At 62.8% G+C, this 15,594-nt stretch carries 10 protein-coding genes; 3 read left to right on the top strand and 7 right to left on the bottom strand.

The window, feature by feature from the left end; translation table 11 throughout:
• Positions 1-219 precede the first annotated feature (219 nt).
• Positions 220-2,367, top strand: a complete 2,148-nt coding sequence (locus OGM60_09850; protein UYI99171.1) for an RNA-binding transcriptional accessory protein — start codon at positions 220-222, stop codon at positions 2,365-2,367.
• 263 nt (positions 2,368-2,630) lie between these two features.
• Here the strand turns inward: OGM60_09850 and OGM60_09855 are convergent, their stop codons facing one another.
• Complete coding sequence (locus tag OGM60_09855; GenBank protein ID UYI99172.1) at positions 2,631-3,335, bottom strand: transaldolase; 705 nt, start codon at positions 3,333-3,335, stop codon at positions 2,631-2,633.
• A 211-nt stretch (positions 3,336-3,546) separates the two neighbouring features.
• Positions 3,547-4,374, bottom strand: coding sequence for an HAD-IIB family hydrolase (locus OGM60_09860; protein ID UYI99173.1), 828 nt, complete (start codon positions 4,372-4,374; stop codon positions 3,547-3,549).
• Between the two features lie 75 nt (positions 4,375-4,449).
• Between OGM60_09860 and rlmKL the strand changes: the two genes are divergently transcribed.
• Positions 4,450-7,050 (top strand): bifunctional 23S rRNA (guanine(2069)-N(7))-methyltransferase RlmK/23S rRNA (guanine(2445)-N(2))-methyltransferase RlmL, encoded by a 2,601-nt coding sequence (gene rlmKL, locus OGM60_09865; protein ID UYI99174.1) that lies wholly within the window; start codon positions 4,450-4,452, stop codon positions 7,048-7,050.
• A gap of 53 nt (positions 7,051-7,103) precedes the next feature.
• On the opposite strand, the gene OGM60_09870 is transcribed toward rlmKL, so the two are convergent.
• From OGM60_09870 to OGM60_09890, 5 genes are all read right to left on the bottom strand, one after another.
• Entirely contained in the window at positions 7,104-7,817 is a 714-nt protein-coding gene (locus OGM60_09870; protein ID UYI99175.1) for a response regulator transcription factor, read from the bottom strand.
• Positions 7,818-7,821: 4 nt separating this feature from the next.
• Positions 7,822-9,447 (bottom strand): ATP-binding protein, encoded by a 1,626-nt coding sequence (locus OGM60_09875; protein UYI99176.1) that lies wholly within the window; start codon positions 9,445-9,447, stop codon positions 7,822-7,824.
• 113 nt (positions 9,448-9,560) lie between these two features.
• A complete protein-coding gene (locus tag OGM60_09880; GenBank protein ID UYI99177.1) occupies positions 9,561-9,731 on the bottom strand; it encodes a hypothetical protein in 171 nt (56 codons plus the stop codon).
• A gap of 60 nt (positions 9,732-9,791) precedes the next feature.
• Positions 9,792-11,819, bottom strand: a complete 2,028-nt coding sequence (locus OGM60_09885) for a KUP/HAK/KT family potassium transporter (GenBank protein UYI99178.1) — start codon at positions 11,817-11,819, stop codon at positions 9,792-9,794.
• 159 nt (positions 11,820-11,978) lie between these two features.
• Positions 11,979-12,854 carry a nitroreductase family protein gene (locus tag OGM60_09890; GenBank protein UYI99179.1) on the bottom strand — a complete coding sequence of 292 codons (876 nt, stop codon included), beginning with the start codon at positions 12,852-12,854 and terminating at the stop codon, positions 11,979-11,981.
• A gap of 213 nt (positions 12,855-13,067) precedes the next feature.
• Between OGM60_09890 and OGM60_09895 the strand changes: the two genes are divergently transcribed.
• A complete protein-coding gene (locus OGM60_09895; GenBank protein UYI99180.1) occupies positions 13,068-15,368 on the top strand; it encodes an LTA synthase family protein in 2,301 nt (766 codons plus the stop codon).
• Positions 15,369-15,594: the final 226 nt, after the last annotated feature.

Below are 15,594 nucleotides of genomic sequence, written 5' to 3' on the forward strand. Positions count from 1 at the left end.
ACGTTTAACCGATTACCCTCAACCATACCGAATTTCGCGAAATAAAAACCGCAGGTAGACGGCTTGCCGATTTTCGGAAAACCCAGGCATGGTCGACCTATACGGTTCAAACGTAGTAGATGGGCCGTTTTCATGGCGCAGCCCCAAAACAGTCTTTTAGGACGGGTGGTATCCTTGGTAGCTCTGTGCTGCAAACGCACCTCAAACGCAAGGAGTCCCATGGATCTTATCGCCCAGCTCGCCCGCGAGCTCAACCTTAAGTCCGCCAACATCGAAGCGGCCGTCAAGCTCATCGACGAGGGCAACACCATCCCCTTTATCTCGCGCTACCGCAAGGAGGCCACGGGCGGCATGGACGACGTCGCCCTGCGCGCCCTCGACGAGCGCCTGTCATACCTGCGCAATCTTGAGCAGCGCAAAGAGGACGTTATCCTGCTCATCGACGCCCAGGGTAAGCTCACGCCCGAACTCGAGCAGCAGATCCGCGAGGCCACGCAGCTCCAGCGTGTCGAGGACCTCTACAAGCCCTACCGCAAAAAGCGCATGACCCGCGCACAGAAGGCCCGCGAAGCCGGCCTGGAGCCGCTCGCCAACATGATCATCATGCAGGCCTCGGCCAAGGGCAGCGCGCTCGACGCCGCCGCAACATACGTCAACGAGGAGGCCGGCTTCGACACGCCCGAGAAGGCGCTTGCCGGCGCCGCCGACATCGTGGCCGAGACGGTGGCCGAGGATCCCGAGAACGTCGCCGACCTGCGCGCCTTTACGCAAAACACCGCCGATATCGTCGTCGAGGCCACCGACCCCACGGAGAAGACTCCCTACGAGCCCTACTACAACTTTGACGAGCCGCTGCGCCGTATTCCCAACCACCGCGTGCTGGCTATCGACCGCGGTGAGCGCGAGGGCAAGCTCCGCGTGCGCGTGAACGTCGACGGCGCCGCCGCCACGGCACGCCTCGGCAGCCGTTGGTCCCGACGCCAGGGCGTCTTCGCACCCGTCTTCGATGCCGCCATCGCCGACGGCTACAAGCGCCTCATGGCCCCCTCGCTGGAGCGCGAGGCCCGCGCCAAACTCACCGTTCGCGCCCAAACCGAGGCCATCAACGTCTTTGCCAAGAATCTCGAGGGCCTGCTCTCGGCACGCCCCGTGCGCGGCGCCCGTGTGCTCGCGCTCGACCCGGGCTACCGCACCGGCTGCAAGGTCGCCGTCATGGACGAGACCGGCAAGCTGCTCGACCACGGCGTGGTCTACCCCACCAAGCCGCGCCACGACGTCGCCGGCACCAAGCGCGAGCTCGCTCGCCTCGTCAAGAAGGACGGCGTCAACACCATCGTCATCGGCAATGGCACCGCTAGCCGCGAGACCGAGGAAGTCGTCTCGGAGTTCATCGCCGAGCAGGCTCCTGGGCTGCGATACACCATCGTCAACGAGGCCGGCGCATCGGTGTACTCCGCCTCCGAGCTCGCAAGCCAGGAGTATCCCGACCTGGATGTCACCGTACGTGGCGCCATGAGCCTGGGCCGCCGCCTGCAAGACCCGCTGGCAGAGCTCGTCAAGATTCCGCCCCAGTCCATCGGCGTTGGCCAGTACCAGCACGACCTTGACCAGGCCGAGCTTTCACGTACCCTGGGCCACGTGGTGGAGGACGTCGTCAACCGCGTGGGCGTCGACGTAAACACCGCGAGCGCAAGTCTACTGGGATACGTATCGGGCATTACGCCGAGCGTAGCCAAAAACATCGTGGCCTACCGCGAGGAAAACGGTGCCTTTACCGATCGCCGCCAGCTCAAGAAGGTCCCCAAGCTGGGACCCAAGGCATATCTCAACGCCGCGGGCTTCCTGCGCATCAGCGGCGGTAAGAACCCGCTCGACGCGACAAGCGTCCACCCCGAGAGCTACGAGGTGGCCACGGCCGTCCTGGAGCGCGCCGGCGTTCAAGCCAGCGAGCTCAGCCGCGGCGGCGTGCCCGACATCGAGCACCGCCTGGGCAGCATCTCGGCGCTGGCAAGCGACCTGGACTGCGGCACCCTCACGCTCATCGACATCGTCAACGAGCTCAAGAAGCCCGGTCGCGACCCGCGCGACGACGCACCCGAGGTGGTCTTCAGCCGCTCGGCGCTTTCCATCGACGACCTAGAGCCCGGCATGGAGCTCAAAGGCACGGTGCGCAACGTCGTGGATTTTGGCGCCTTCGTCGACGTGGGCGTACACCAGGACGGCCTCGTGCACATCTCCAAGCTGGCCAACCGCTTTGTCAAGCACCCGAGCGACGTGGTGCGCGTCGGCGATACGGTCAAGGTTTGGGTCGAGAAGGTTGATCGCGACCGCAAAAAGATCTCCCTCACCATGGTGCAGGGGAAGTAACAGCAAAGGACGAACCACCGCTGCCCATCGTCGAACTTGCAAGTTTTCTCACCCAATGGGAAAACTTGCAGATACCACAACAAAAAGGTGCCGCCCATCAAAGAGGCGGCACCAACAAAGTCTCATTCAGCTCAGAACCTACTGGCAAGCTCGTGCCGGCAGCCCCGGCCTTCCCTTTCCCTAGCGCGACCCTCGCAAAGCGCGTGAGCGATAGGGAAAGGGAAGGCCGGGGCGAACAGCCCACGGCGCAGCCAGTGTTCGCCCTACGGCAGAATATGGAAGCCCAAAGCGGCGATATCCTTGGCAAAACCGCGCACGGTATCGAGCGAGACCTCGTACGGGTCACGGCCGATGTTCTTACGCTTGGCCAGGATGCTGTTGGGCACCGTGATGATCTGGCAACCGCATCCTTCCGCCTGGTAAATGTTGATGAGCTCGCGCGTGGACGCCCACAAGACCTCACAGCTGGGCTTTGCGGCGGCCTTCTTGACCGACTCCGTCATAAACGGAATGGGATCGACGCCGGTATCGGCGATGCGGCCGGCAAAGAGCGAGATGATGGACGGCGTCTCGGCGTCAACGGCCTCGACCATCTCATCGACCTGCTTAGGCGTAAAGATGGTGGTGACGTTAACCTTGATGCCGTCGGCCGAAAGCTTGCGGACCAGCTCGGCGGTGGACTCGCCCTTGGTGGTCACGCACGGAATCTTGACGTAGACGTTCTCGGCCCAGGTGGCGATCTCGCGAGCCTCGACCTCCATGGTCTCGACGTCGTCGGCAAAGACCTCAAACGACACAGACACATCGGTGATGTGGGCCAGGACCTCCTTGGCAAACGCGCGATAGTCCGTCACGCCACCCTTCTTCATAAGGGACGGGTTGGTCGTGAAACCCTGAACGTTGCCGTTCTCGTACATGTCGAGCATGCCCTCGAGGTTTGCACCGTCAGCGAACACCTTGATTGCCATCTGCCTGATTCCTTTCGCTTGCACATGGGCGTTGCACTGCTAAACACTTTACCTACGTTTATCAAGGCGTGAGCTGCGAGTTTTTATCTTCTCGGCGAACGGTATAAACGCTTTAGCGTTTTTGAGCACACCCTCCAGCGGCAAAACGATTTTGCAGGGCGGGCCGATTTGAGCCGCCCGCCGCGGGTGAACGGTAATTGGGCGGTTCCCGCTAGATCAACCCAAAATGCTGCATCGCTGTGACGGTGCCGTCGTTCGCGACGTCGTCGGTCACGTAGTCGGCGAGCGCCTTGACCTCGGGCATGGCGTTGCCCATGGCCACGGCCGTCTCGACGGCAGCGAGCATGCCCAGGTCGTTACCCGAATCGCCAAAGCCAAAGGTGCGCGCATTTCCTTCGCGACCCAGATACTCCAGTGCCCGCGCCACACCCACGCCCTTGTCGATACCCTTGGGGCTCAGCTCGCGGTTCGAACCGCCGGTATTGCTCAGCTCAAAGCTACGATCGATAAAGCCGTCGTCGTTGGCTACGCGAGCCAAGCTGGGCGCTTTAAGGCACACCTTGCCCACGCGCAGACGACCGTCGATGCGCATTTCCTCGGCGCTGTGCACCGCAGCAGCGCCGATCAAAGACGACTGCTCAACGCCCGCGGGCTCCAGCGCAAAGGTCGCAGCGTTGGTCTCGAAAAAGGCCTCGAACCCTGCCGCGACAATGCGACGTGCAAGCTCCTCGACAATACCCTCGTCAAAGCAATCCTCGTGCACCACACGCCCCTCGACCTCGAGCGTGGCGCCCGCCATGGCCACGACACCCGCAGGGTCGAGCGCGCGCAGGCTGTCCGCAATCAGCCACAAGGGGCGACCCGTGCAGATAAACGCCTTGTGCCCTGCGTCGCGCAGACGATGAAACGCCTCGACGACCGTCTGCGAAGGGCGAACCGCCGAAAAGTCCTTGTCGGTCATGTTGTCGGGGTCGAACGACGTCAGCGTGCCGTCCACGTCAAAAAACAATACAGCGGAATCGGAGCACGCATCAATCATATGGGTTCCTTTCGAGGGCGATGGCAAACGAAGCATCCATCATATAATGGAGCGACGCAACCAGAGAGGTCACCCATGGAATTTTATGCAAGCTGCCCCGAGGGCTTTGAATCCGCACTCGCCGACGAGCTCAAGTGGCTCGGGCTTTCGCATGTCCGCCGCCTGAAGGGCCGCGCTACGTTTGAGGGCGAGCTCGAAGAAGGCTACCGCGCCTGTCTGTGGTCGCGCCTGGCCAGCCGCGTGTTTGTGGTGCTTGGACGCTTTGAGGCGCAGGATGCCGACGAGCTGTACGATAGCGTTTACGACATCGCCTGGGAGAGCATCGTCCGCCCCGGCGCCACCATCGCCATTACCGCCCGCGGCGTGACCGAGCAGCTGCGCAACACGCGCTTCTCGGCCCTGCGCGCCAAGGACGCGCTGTGCGACCGTCTGGCCGAGACCACGGGCCGTCGCGCCGATGTCGACGCCGCCGATCCCGACGTTCACCTGCTGCTTTCGCTGCGTCAGCGCCGCGCGAGCATCAGCCTGGACCTTTCGGGTGACCCGCTGTTCAAGCGCCTGCCGCCCGCCGCGACCCGCGCCGGCGAGGGCGCGCACGTGCTGCGCCCCGACTACGCCGCCCTGGTGTTGGCGCAGGTCGGCTGGACCGCACTGTGCGAGCGCGAGCTGACGGCCGACGATTACGAGAACGAAGCCCTGCCCACGCTGGTCGACGCCTCGTGCGCCGGCGGCGGCCTGCTGCTAGAGGCCGTGAATATCCTAACCGACCGCGCTCCGGGCGCCGCCCGCGAGCACTGGGGCTTTGAGGGCTGGCAGCTGCACGACGCCGCCCTGTGGGAGCAGCTGCGTGCCGAGGCGCGCGAGCGCGAGGCGGCAGCGCGCGAGCGCCAGGTGCGCATCGTGGCCGTGGACATCGACCCCGCCGCCCGCAAGACCGCTGAGCGCATGGTCAAGTGTGCCGGCTACAAGCGTTTTGTCGACTTTTGCGCTGCCAAGCCCGCCACCGTGTTGGACCATGCAGGCGCTGTCGCCGGCGCCGCCGTGGTCGCAGACACCACCGAGACCCCGCTTTCGCTCATGCACGACGCCATGACGCTGGTCGGCGAGCTGCGCCGCGCGCCCGAGCTTACCGCCGCGCCGGTCGCCGCGCTCACCCGCGATGGCCTTATGGCCCGCGCGCTCCATGCCGAGCCCGCGCGCTCCATAGCTGTCATGCCCAATAACGAAGAGGCAACTATTGAGGTTTGGCCCTCGCTCGACCACGCCGCCGCGGCATTTGAAGCTGCGACCGGCGCAGATGCCGAGGAGCAGACCGCAGACGCCGTGGACGAAGCCGCCAACGCCCCCATGCCCGAGCCTGCCGCCATGCTCGACCTGGGCGACGGCAAGCCGCTGCCCGTGCTCATCCCCGAGTCCGAGCAGTTCGCCAACCGCCTGCGCAAGAACGCACGCCTGCGTCGCAAGTGGGCAAAGCGCGAGGGCGTGAGCTGCTACCGCGTCTACGATGCCGACCTGCCCGACTACTCTGCTGCCATCGACCTGTACGAGGGTTGTCCGCAGACGCCGGGCCGCTGGCTCGTCATCGCCGAATACGCCGCGCCCAAGACCATCGACCCCGCGCTGGCCCAGGCCCGCATGCTCGACATCTTGGCCATCGCGCCGCGCATCCTAGATGTTCCCGCCGAGCATGTGCACGCCAAGGCCCGCATGCGTTCGCGTGGCGGCTCGCAGTACGGCAAGCAGGGCGCCGGCAAGGGCGGATCGGGCGAACGCGCCAACATCGCGCGCCGTCGCCTGCCGCTCATCGAAGAGGGTGGCCTCACCTTTGCCGTCAACTTTGACGATTACCTGGACGTGGGCATCTTCTTGGACCACCGCGTCACCCGCAACCTGGTGCGCGAGCACGCCAAACAGGCGCGCCGCTTCCTCAACCTGTTCGCCTACACCGGCACTGCCACCTGCTACGCGGCAGATGGCGGCGTCGAGGAAACCGTGACGGTCGACCTTTCCAACACCTACCTGGACTGGGCCGAGCGCAACATGCGCCAGAACGGCTTTGTGGGCCCGCAGCATCACTTTGTGCGCGACGACGTGCTCGCCTGGATTCGCGACCAGCGCCAGACGCGCAACCGCTGGGACCTTATCTTTGTCGACCCGCCCACGTTTTCGAACTCGTCCAAGATGGGCCGCCGCACCTGGGATGTCCAGCGCGACCATGTTGAGCTTTTGGCCGGCGTATCTCGCCTGCTCGCACAGGGCGGACATGCCATCTTTAGCTGCAACCTGCGCGGCTTCCGTCCCGAGACGCGCAAGCTCGCACGCGCGGGCGTCGTGCTGGAGGACATTACGGCGCAGACCATCCCCGAGGATTTCGCACGCAACCAGAAGGTGCACCACTGCTATATCGTGCGCCGCCTGCCCATCGAGGACGCCATGGCCGAGATCGGCTTTAGCGCCGAGGAAATTGCCGAGCGCGTTGAGGAGCTGCGCAGCCCCGAGGCCCGTAAGCCTCGTGCAACGGCGCCCGCGCACGCGCAGGCCGGCAACGGCAAGTCCAACTTTGCCGGCAAACCCTCCCCCCGCCGGAAAGCCCAAAAAGAAGAAGTTCTACGCCAGCAAGCCCAAGGGCAGATAACAAAGTTGCGGTGGAATACGGACTGTTTTGCCTGGAATTAGGCAAATTTAGACCGTATTCCACCGCAACTCATATTGGGATGGTGATTGGCGATCTAGCCTTGGGTGACCAATCGGTAACCGATACCCACGTGCGTTTGAATATAGCGCGGATGCGCGGGGTCGGACTCGATCTTCTTGCGCAGCGTGCCCATAAAGACACGCAGGCTCGCTAGGTCGCTCTTAGTTGCCGTACCCCAAATCTCGTGCAGGATAAACTGGTGCGTCAGTACCTTGTCGGCATTGTGCGCCAGCAGGCACAAAAGCTTGTACTCGATCGGCGTCAGATGCAGCTCCTCGCCATCCATCGTGGCGATGCCGGCATCAAAGTCGATATGCAGCTCGCCGGTATCGAACGAGCCCTCGGAGGCAACACTGCCCGTTTGCGTATACGAAAGGCGCCTGAGCGTCGTGCGAATACGCGCGAGCAGCTCCTCGACCGAAAACGGCTTGGTCAGGTAGTCGTCGGCGCCGGCATCGAGCGCGCGAATCTTGTCCGCGTCCTCGCTGCGCGCCGAGACCACGATGATCGGCATGCCCGACCATGCACGCACCGACTCCACCACCTTGACGCCGTCCATATCGGGCAGGCCCAGATCGAGCAGCACGATGCTCGGCGCCTGCGACGAGGCGGCGGCGATGGCGGCGTGAGCGGTCTCCACAGCCATATGGCGCAAGCCGTGTGCCTCGAGCGCGGCAACGATAAGATTGCGGACGGCGGGATCGTCCTCAACGACCAAGATGAGCGGTTTTACGGCAGAGTTCGGCACAGCGCTACTCCTTATCAAACGAAACGTCGGCGGCGGGAAGCTCAATCGTAAAGACCGAGCCGTGCGGCTCCGCCGCGGCAACCTCTATGCTACCGCCATGTGCCAGCGCAATGGAGCGGCACAGGGACAATCCCAGGCCCACGCTGCGTTGGCTATCGGCCAAGCCATGGTTGGCGGTGTAGAACGACTCAAAGATGCGCTCGCGGTCCTCGGGTGCAATGCCCGGCCCGTCGTCGGCGACCGAACACCTCACGCACCCGCCGTCAGCGCCAATCGAGATCACGATATGCGAACCCGCAGGCGTATAGGCAATGGCGTTGTTCACCAGGTTGACCACGAGCTGTACCATCAGGCGCGCATCGACGTTGACGAGCGCTGGCTCGTCGCACGCCACTACCTTAAGGTCGTGCTCGCGCACAGCCGGATTTACGTGGCGCAGCGCCTCCTCGACGATATCGTCCATGAGCTCGAGCGTGATCGACAGGCGCATGCCACCACCCTCGAGCTTGGTGATGGCGAGCAGGTTCTCGACGGTGGCGTTGAGCCATTGTGCATCCGAGCGAATGGACAGGAGCATGCCGCGGCGCGTCTGGTCGTCGAGCACGGCCGTGCCGGTCGAGCCCTGGTCGAGCAGCACATCGGCATTGCCCGAAATACTGGTAAGCGGCGTGCGCAGGTCGTGCGAGATGGAGCGCAGCAAGTTGGCACGCAGCTGCTCATTTTTAGCGAGCACCGCCGCCTCCTCGCGGGCCTCCATGGCGCGGGCGCGATCGAGCGCCAGCTCTCCTTCGCTCACGATGGCATCGGCAAGTGTCCGCTCCTCGTGCGTCAGCACGTCGGGCTCGGCAACGATAGCCAGCACGCCCACCACCGAGGCGGGATCGCCCGCGCGCACCATGGTGTCGCCCGAGCGCACGGTCAGGTAGATGCCGTAGAACGCCGAGCCGCCGTAGGTGGCATCGAGCGGCGTTCCCACATAGGCGGACGCCGAGAGCCGTGGCGGCATCTGCGGCACCAGCTCGTGCACCGGCGCGGCATCGCCCACGGCCGTGTACGTCGCGCGCGGCAACAGGTCATCGTCTTCCGGATCGGCGCTGTACCACACGACCGGACAGCCCGAAAGACGCGCCAGCTGCGTTGCCATAGCATGGACAATCTGCTGCTGATCGGCGCAGCGCTGCAGCATGCGATTGGTCTCGAGTACCATCTGCGTACGACGGTCGCTGGCGGCGGCCTGCGCCAAGGCACGGCGCAGGGCCAGCGCAATCGAGCTCGACACGAGCGAGACCGCAAACATGATAAAGAACATGCCGGGATAGACGCGGTCGATGAGCGACAGCGAGTAGCGCGGGTCGACAAACAAATAGTTGTAGAGCGCCACGGCGGCAGCCGAGCTCAGCAGGCAATACAGGCGGCTCCAGGTAAAGAAAGCGCACAGCTGCACGGCGAACACATAGACGATCATGATGCTCGGCGCGAGACCCGGATGGTCGAGCAGCGCGCCCGCAATCGTCGCCGCGACCAGCAGCCCCGCCGATACGCAGGCGTCATACAGAGGGCTGCGACGCGTCAGCGTCGTGCGCCGCCACCAAAAGTTCTCGGCAATATCGCCGTCCGCATGGACGTCCATCAGCGCCCCGCCCCTCTCTCAAAAACAAAAACCACCACAAAGGGGACAGGCACCTTTGTGGTGGTTTCCCCTTGTGGTGGTTCCAAGTGTATAGCCTTTACAGCCTGCGGTCGTTAGACAAACAGCACGTGCGCGAGCAGGGCGCACACGCACACCGCTCCAAATACCAATGCCACGATCGAAATCACGCGATCGACCATGTCCATGTTGGCCCGATTCGTAAAGAACCGATCTTCGGCGGCGTCGACGCGCGCCTCACGGACGTCAAGTGTCCTTGCATCCATGTTTACCTCCCCGGCTTTAGTTTTGCTCATCGATAACCAACTCCGTGTAGTCTCCGTCGGCTACGGGCGCTCGTTGGGGGCAAGGCGCTGCATCTTGCTCACGGCCTTAAACTTGGTGAACAGCGGCACGTACTCAAAGCTCACGTTGGAGTTCTCCAGGCCGTACCAGCGCGCAGGCGTGCCGGCGGCGCGGCGGATGATGTACTTGAGCGTGATGGCCGTACGCTCGCTGGGCTCCACGTCGCTTTCGGGCGCCAGCAGCTTGCGGATCATGACGAACTTAAACGTACCGATGTTGCCCGGATCCTTGTAAACCGAGTAGTCGTGCGTCTGCGCCGGCAGCTCGCCGCTGGCAGCCAGGTCCTGAACAACCTGGCGCAGGTAGGCATTGACGCGCTGGTTGATCTTATAGCCCAGGTACAGATGCACGCGGAATACGTAGTCGGTGCCGAACGTCTCGACCGAGTAGGCAAAGGTATGCGGCTCGTCCATGGTCTCAACATTCACGAACCACCAGGCACGAGCGCGCTTGGGGTGCTTATCCAAAATCGAGTAGACGATATCACGGTCGATATAGTCGGTGTTGGTGTCCTTGGTCAGGTACACGATGTTGTCGCTCATGAGCTCGTAGCGATCGTCGTCGCGCAGGCGTTTGAGCTGCGGCAGATAGCTGCGCAGCGGCAGCAGCGTAAACTGACGTTGCTCGACCGCCGTGCCGTTGTACCAGCACACCATGATGCCCATGATGAGCGCGGCCATAAGGATGGTGAAATAGCCGCCGTGGAAGAACTTGGTGAGCGAGCTCACGAAGAAGAAGCCTTCGAGCAAAAGGAAGAAGGCCGCGAAGATCCACGGAGCAACCTTGAGCTTGCGCTCCTCGTGCAGGTAGAAGAAGAGCAGCAGCGTGGTGCACATCATAGTCAGCGTAATGGCAAGGCCGTAGGCGGCTTCCATATGAGCCGAGTTCTGGAACAGCAGCACCACGATGACGCAGCCGACAAGCATGACGTTGTTGACCATGGGGATGTAGAGCTGGCCTTTGGTCTCGGCCGGATAGAAGACCTGCATGTGCGGCATGAGGTCCAGGCGACTGGCCTCGGACACCAGCGAGAACGCGCCGGTAATGAGCGCCTGCGAGGCAATGATGGCCGCGATGGTTGAAAGGCCGACGGCAAACGGACGCAGGCCCGGGGCGAGCATCTGGTAGAACGGGTTAAGGTCGGCAATGCCCATGAGCTCGGGGTTGGCAGCGTTGTTCATAAGCCAAGCGCCCTGGCCCATATAGGACAGCAGCAAGCAGCACTTAACGAACGGCCAGGTGGCGTAAATGTTGCCGCGGCCCACATGGCCCATGTCGGAATAGAGCGCCTCGGCACCGGTGGTAGCGAGGAAGCAGCTGCCCAAAATCATGATGCCCGCATGGTTGTTGGGGCTCAGCAGAAAAGCGATGCCACGCAACGGGTTGAGGCACAGCAGCACCGCGGGATACTGGCAGACAAAGAACAGGCCCGTGCCGCCCAGGAACAAAAACCACAGCGTCATGATGGGGCCGAAGGCGTGACCGATCTTGGCCGTGCCGATGCGCTGCACCAAGAAGAGCGCGATGATGATGGCAAGCGTGATGGCGACGACACGACCCTGGTCGTCACCGAGCACGGCATGGACCGCCGGGATGGTGCGCAGGCCCTCGATGGCCGTGGTGACGGTAACGGCAGGCGTCAGGATGCCGTCGGCGAGGAGCGCCGCGCCGCCCAGCATGGCGGGGATGATGAGCCACTTGCCGCAGCGCTTGACCAGGCTGTACAGGGCAAAGATGCCGCCCTCGCCGTGGTTGTCGGCGCGCAGCGAGATCAGCACGTACTTGACGGTCGTCAGCAGCGTGACCGTCCACACGACAAGGGAGAGCGCGCCGAGCACGAACTCCTGCGTGACGCTTCCGATGCCGCCGTTGCCGGCAACGAGCGCCTTGGTTACATACATGGGGCTGGTGCCGATATCGCCATACACCACGCCCAGCGTGACGAGCATCGCCGAGATGCTCACAGGAATCGCAGCGTGCGAGGCTACTTCCTTTGCCTTTTGTTCCATAAGCCGGTTTCCTCCCAATTTTAACGTTCGACGGGATTATATGTAATCAGCCCATATTTTAATGGCACCGTTTTCCCAGCTAGATAAACATTTATGCGGCCTTTAGGCCACCGCGGCGATATGGAATGTGACAAAGGGACGCCCCCTTTGTCACATTCGTCATTTTCCGAGCCAGTTTTTGAACCACCACTCCATGGAGCGACTCATCTCGGCCATAAAGGGACTGGTGTGTTTGCGGGTGTAGATATCCACCACGCGCTCCCCCACCTCGCGGGCATGCGGGCGAAACATCGCGTCCATCTCGGCCACCTGCGCGTCCATGGTCGCGGCATCCGCGCGGCAGTAGCGCTCCTCGTGCACCAGGTTCACCACGGGGTGCGCGATTGCCGGGCGCTCCTTACGGGGCGTGCCGATGATGAGCATCGACAGCGGCATGGTATAGGGCGGCAGATCGAGCAGCTCGGCAACTTCCTCGGCATTCTCGACGATATCACCGATGTAGCAGCTCCCCAGCCCCAGGGCCTCGGCGGCAACCACGGCGTTTTGGGCGGCGATCACGGCGTCCTGCGCCGCGATGGCAAAGTCGCCCAGACCCGGTGCACGACGGGGCGCCTTGCCCGTACGCTCTACAAACTCGGGCTCAAAGCAACCCACATGCTCAAACAGATCGATCCACTTGGCATAGTCGACCACAAATATTAGTGCCCAAGGCGCCTTGGCGATCATGGGCTGGTGGTCGCACAGGTCGGCCAGACGATCCAGCGTAGCCTGCTCGCGAATGCTCACGATGGAATACATCATCATGGCGCCTGCCGACGGCGCACGGCTCGCCGCATGCAGAATCGCCGCCCGCTGCTCGTCGGTCACCGCCACGGGGCGGTCGTCGTCATCACGCGCGAAGGCACGCGTGGAGGAACGGTGCTCCAACGTGTCCAGCACCGCATTGCCCGTCGTCTCGACCGGATAGCCACACGTATCCACGCCCACAGCTCCGTCGCAGTACTCGGCGCCCGTCATACAAATCTGCTCGCTCATCGCCCTGCCCTCGCCATTTCTTTAAGAAGCCTTTACGTTTCCGTGTAATTCCCGTCCATTATCGCGCAGGTCGCCACTACATTGCGCCACACCGCCACACGCGCGCGTTAATATGGCTGGTTGTTGTGCGCAGCCACCAATTGCAGCGCATATCTTGGTAACAATCGGGTAAACCCCCGCTTTCGTAGGTTTTAGTTTGTGAGGAGTCTCAGCATGTTCGCTGCCGCCATCTCGCTCGTCGGTCTTGCGGCGACCGTCTACCTTGTCTTGCGCGAGGCCAAGGCCATTCGCGCACAGTCGAGCACCGTTGCCAAGGGCGCTATCGCCTGGAGCGTCGCCTTCGGTCTGTTCCAGGTCTTTTTGACCGTCTGGGGCGCTATTGGTCTCGTCGCGCAAAACGAGCCGCTCGCCTTTGTGATGCTCATCCTGACCAATGCCATTCTCACCGGTTGCGCTTGGGCCAGCATCGCCCGCGACCGCATCGCCCCGCGCGTCTTTGCGTTCGCCAAGCCCGACGCCCCCGCCCCCACCGGCAAGCTCGCCCGCCTGCGCGGCGCCTTTGTGGGCAAACCGCTCGTCGCCGCCGTCCTGTGCCTGCTGCTCGCCGGCGTCTTTGCGCTGCTGGGCATAGAGGTTTCGTCCAACCACGACTTTACCTGGGTCTACCCCCTATGCATCCTGCTCGAGTGGGCCATCATCACCGTGCTCATGACCGGCCTGTTCTTCCTGTTCCAGCGCCACGGCGCAGCTCCCGCGGTCCTGGCCTTTGCCCTCTTTGTCCTGGGCATTGCCGAGTTCTTCGTCATCACGTTTAAATCCATGCCCATCCAGCCGGGTGACCTTTCGGCCATCTCCACTGCCGCCGCGGTCGCCGGCACCGGCTACACCTTCTCCATCTCGCTGTTCTGCGTGCTGTCCATGGGCTTTACCGCCATCGCCATGCTGCTGTGCGAGTACGCCAGCCTGGTCGCGCCGCATCGCCAGAAGGGCGCCGCCAACGCCAAGCGCATGCTGCTCACCAACCTGCTCGTAGCGGTGCTGTGCCTGGGCGGTGTGACCGCGCACGTCACGCTCATCGACTACTACAACACCCTCGGTATAACCGTCTACACCTGGCGTCCGCTCGAGAGCTACTGGCGCGAGGGCTACCTGCCCGCTTTCATTAGCGCGGCGCAGTCCATCAAGCCGCCCAAACCCGCCGACTACTCCGTCGACGATGCCAAGGCCACGCTCAAAAAGTACGCCAAGGCCTACGACAAGTCCGATGCCGCCAAGAGCGACGAGCGCGCCGCCGCAAAGGAGCAGTTCGACAGCGAGAAGCCCACGGTCATCGCCATCATGAACGAGACTTTCTCGGACCTGTCCATCTATCAGAACATGCGCGCCGGCTACGAGGGCCCGCAGTACTTTAAGAACCTGTCCAACTGCCTCAGCCGCGGCAAGCTCTACGTGAGCGCCTACGGCGGCGGTACCGCCAATACCGAGTTTGAGTTTATGACCGGCAACTCCATGGCCAACCTGGGCTCGGGCGTGTACCCCTACACCATCTACAACATGGAAACGACCGGGAACCTGGCAGAGCAGTTCAAGTCGCTCGGCTATTCCACCACGGCCATGCACCCCAACCACGCGACCAACTGGAACCGCGAGAACGTCTACAAGGACTTTGGCTTTGACCAGTTCCTGTCCATCAACGATTTCCAGGGCGCCGACACCCTGCGCGGCATGGTGACCGACCAGGCAACCTACGACAAGATTCTTGAGCTGCTCGACCAGAACGCCGATCCGCAGTTCATCTTCGACGTAACCATGCAGAACCACTCGGGCTACGATACGGGTCTGCTGCCGGTCGACAAGCAGATGCACCTCAACATCGACACGACCGACCTGGACACCAAGACCGTCGAGGACGGCACGCTCTCCGATGTCGACGAGTACGTCTCGTGCATTGAGCAGTCCGACCAGGCACTGCGCTACTTCCTCAACGCCTTGAGCAAGCTCGACCGCAAGATGGTCGTGGTGTTCTGGGGCGATCACCAGCCGTTCTTCCCGTCCAAGTTCAACGATAAGTGGTTTACCGGCGAGGACGACGCTACGCATCAAGAGCGCCTGTGGCAGACCGACTACATCATCTGGGCCAACTACGACGTTGCCGGCTGCGACCAGACGAGCGAGGTCGATGACCTGTCCACCAACTATCTGTCCACCCAGCTGATGCAGCTGATCGGCGCACCTCTCTCCGACTACCAGAAAGCGCACATGACGCTGCGCGAGTCGCTGCCCGCCATCAACTCGGTGGGCTACGAGGACGCCAGCCTGCGCTGGGCGCTCTCCTCCAACGTCACCGGTGACGACGACGCCGCCGCGGCTGCCACCAAGGCACGCGAGGATTACGCCAAGATGCAGTACTACGAGATGTTCCGCGACGGCAAGAACGTCTATACGGAGCACTTCCAGACCGAGGCCAACGAGACCGACCCCAACCTGGCACCGGGTACGACCAAGATCAAGTAGCGACACGTCTTAACTGGTTCGTCTGCCCGGCGGCGCGAAACGTAAGGTTCCCTGCTCGGACAGTCCTGCTCGCACGGAGAGCACATTAAGTGCTCTCCGGCTCGTGCGGAACTCGCGATGAACCTTACATTCCGCGTCGCCGGGCAGACGCCTCGGTGTTGAAGCGCGGCTTGTCATGAAAGCATCCGCAACATATATAAGTTGAAGGCCACATTAAGTGGCCTTC

The organism is Coriobacteriaceae bacterium (assembly GCA_025757745.1).
Taxonomy (GTDB): Bacteria; Actinomycetota; Coriobacteriia; order Coriobacteriales; family Coriobacteriaceae; genus Collinsella.

Bases quoted from the DNA above. Each gene is read 5' to 3' on its own strand.
- OGM60_09850 (UYI99171.1), top strand. From the start codon at position 220: ATGGATCTTATCGCCCAGCTCGCCCGCGAGCTCAACCTTAAGTCCGCC.
- OGM60_09890 (UYI99179.1), bottom strand. From the start codon at position 12,854: ATGAGCGAGCAGATTTGTATGACGGGCGCCGAGTACTGCGACGGAGCT.
- rlmKL (UYI99174.1), top strand. From the start codon at position 4,450: ATGGAATTTTATGCAAGCTGCCCCGAGGGCTTTGAATCCGCACTCGCC.
- OGM60_09885 (UYI99178.1), bottom strand. From the start codon at position 11,819: ATGGAACAAAAGGCAAAGGAAGTAGCCTCGCACGCTGCGATTCCTGTG.
- OGM60_09860 (UYI99173.1), bottom strand. From the start codon at position 4,374: ATGATTGATGCGTGCTCCGATTCCGCTGTATTGTTTTTTGACGTGGAC.
- OGM60_09895 (UYI99180.1), top strand. From the start codon at position 13,068: ATGTTCGCTGCCGCCATCTCGCTCGTCGGTCTTGCGGCGACCGTCTAC.
- OGM60_09855 (UYI99172.1), bottom strand. From the start codon at position 3,335: ATGGCAATCAAGGTGTTCGCTGACGGTGCAAACCTCGAGGGCATGCTC.
- OGM60_09875 (UYI99176.1), bottom strand. From the start codon at position 9,447: ATGGACGTCCATGCGGACGGCGATATTGCCGAGAACTTTTGGTGGCGG.
- OGM60_09880 (UYI99177.1), bottom strand. From the start codon at position 9,731: ATGGATGCAAGGACACTTGACGTCCGTGAGGCGCGCGTCGACGCCGCC.